Genomic DNA, 1,645 nt, shown 5'->3' on the forward strand with positions numbered 1-1,645 from the left:
ATTACCGTACTGTTGTTGGGTAATATTGCCGAGGGCATCCGCCGCTTGGGCTTGCCAGTAGGTGGTGGCGTTGCTGTCCTGACCATCGGTAATCGCCGTGAGGTAACCATGTTCGTTATAGGTTTGTTTGGCGATGAGTCCGGTAGGGAACGTTGTTTGTAGAGGACGACTGTACTGGTCATAGCCATAACTCAGGGTAAAGCTTTCGCCAAACAGGGTTTGGGTTTCTGCGGTTACACGTCCTAAATTATCGTACTGATACTGTTGGCTAATACCATCCACAGTGACGTGTTCTAGTTGACCTTTACGTTGTTGGTCATACTGCCATTCAGAGACCCGCCAGAGTAATTTAGAGCTGGCTTGGGCATTTTCCGTTTGTTTGACCAGACGATCGAGTAGGTCATAACTGAGCTTGGTAACTTGACCTTTGGCATCCTGCTGACGAATGAGCCGGCCTAACGCATCATATTCATAGGTCCATGCGCCTTTATCCGGATCATTCATCGCGACCTTACGGCCCAAGACATCATACGTCAGGTCGACGGTATTATTGTCTGGGTCCGTGGTTTGGGTCAGATTACCGAAACTGTCGTAGGTGTAACTGAGGGTATTGCCCAGGCTATCAATGACTTTGACTAATTGACCGGCACCGTTGTAATGCTCGGTTTTGGTCTGACCTTTAGCATTGGTGAGGACTTTATTTAAGCCCTGATAGGCGACTTCTGTTGTGCTGCCATTCGGTTGCGTGGTTTTAATCACCCGTAGCAGTGGATCATATTCATACTGTGTCCAGTACACCTCATCGTCTTTGAAATACGGCAAGGAGGTTTTTTCGACCTGGCCCAGGGCGTTATACACGGTATCCTGGTATTGGGTTTTACCGGTTAAGGCCAGTGTTTCAGTCCGCAGGGTGCGTTCCAGCTTATCCACATACACGGTGCTGGGGGCACTGCCTGAGCGTTGCGTTTTGCTCCAGTACACGGCCCTTGTCGGACACGTATTGTCTGTCGCGGCGGCACACCAGCCATGAGTGATGGTGGTTTGTGTGTTATCGGGTGCTGTTTGGCTTTTCAGGCGCCCTAAAGCATCGTAGGTATAGGTGGTGACCAAGCCATTGGCATCGGTGGTGGTTAATGGCACACCCCAGAACGGGTCACTGGTTTGCTGGGTTTGATGGCCTAAGGCATTGGTGGTTGAGGTTAAGAACTGACCTTGGGCATCATAGGTATAGGTCTGTTTGCGTACCGCCACCTTGGCACCTTGGGTTTGTTCTTCGATTAAGTTACCAAAACTGTCGTATTTAAAATCGGTGGTCAGGACATAATCACCTTGGCCAGGCGCTTGAATACGCTGGGTTAAGGCACCGGTCGTGGCATCATAACTGAATTGCGTGGTGCGGGTTTGGCTGTCACCGGCAACACTCACGCTGGTGACCTGGGTTTGGGTGGCTAAGCCCAGTAACCAGTTCGCCTCATCATTTTGGTAGGTGGTTACCGTGGTGCTTTGCTGTTCACCCAGGGCGTCTTTAATGACCTGCTTGCTTTCCGTGGCATTGCCCCAGTCATCATAACTGAAGCTTTCCGTGACCGTCGACAACCAGGCATCCTGTAGGGATTTTTGTTGGGTGGTGCGGTTCTTTAGCTGC

General features: G+C 50.8%; 1 protein-coding gene. It reads right to left on the reverse strand.

Annotated features, from left to right (window positions below):
* On the reverse strand, positions 1–1,645 hold a 1,645-nt coding region (locus F607_RS32390; protein WP_038292754.1), incomplete at both ends, for an RHS repeat domain-containing protein.

It is taken from the genome of Zooshikella ganghwensis DSM 15267 (genome assembly GCF_000428585.1).
Taxonomy (GTDB): Bacteria; Pseudomonadota; Gammaproteobacteria; order Pseudomonadales; family Zooshikellaceae; genus Zooshikella; species Zooshikella ganghwensis.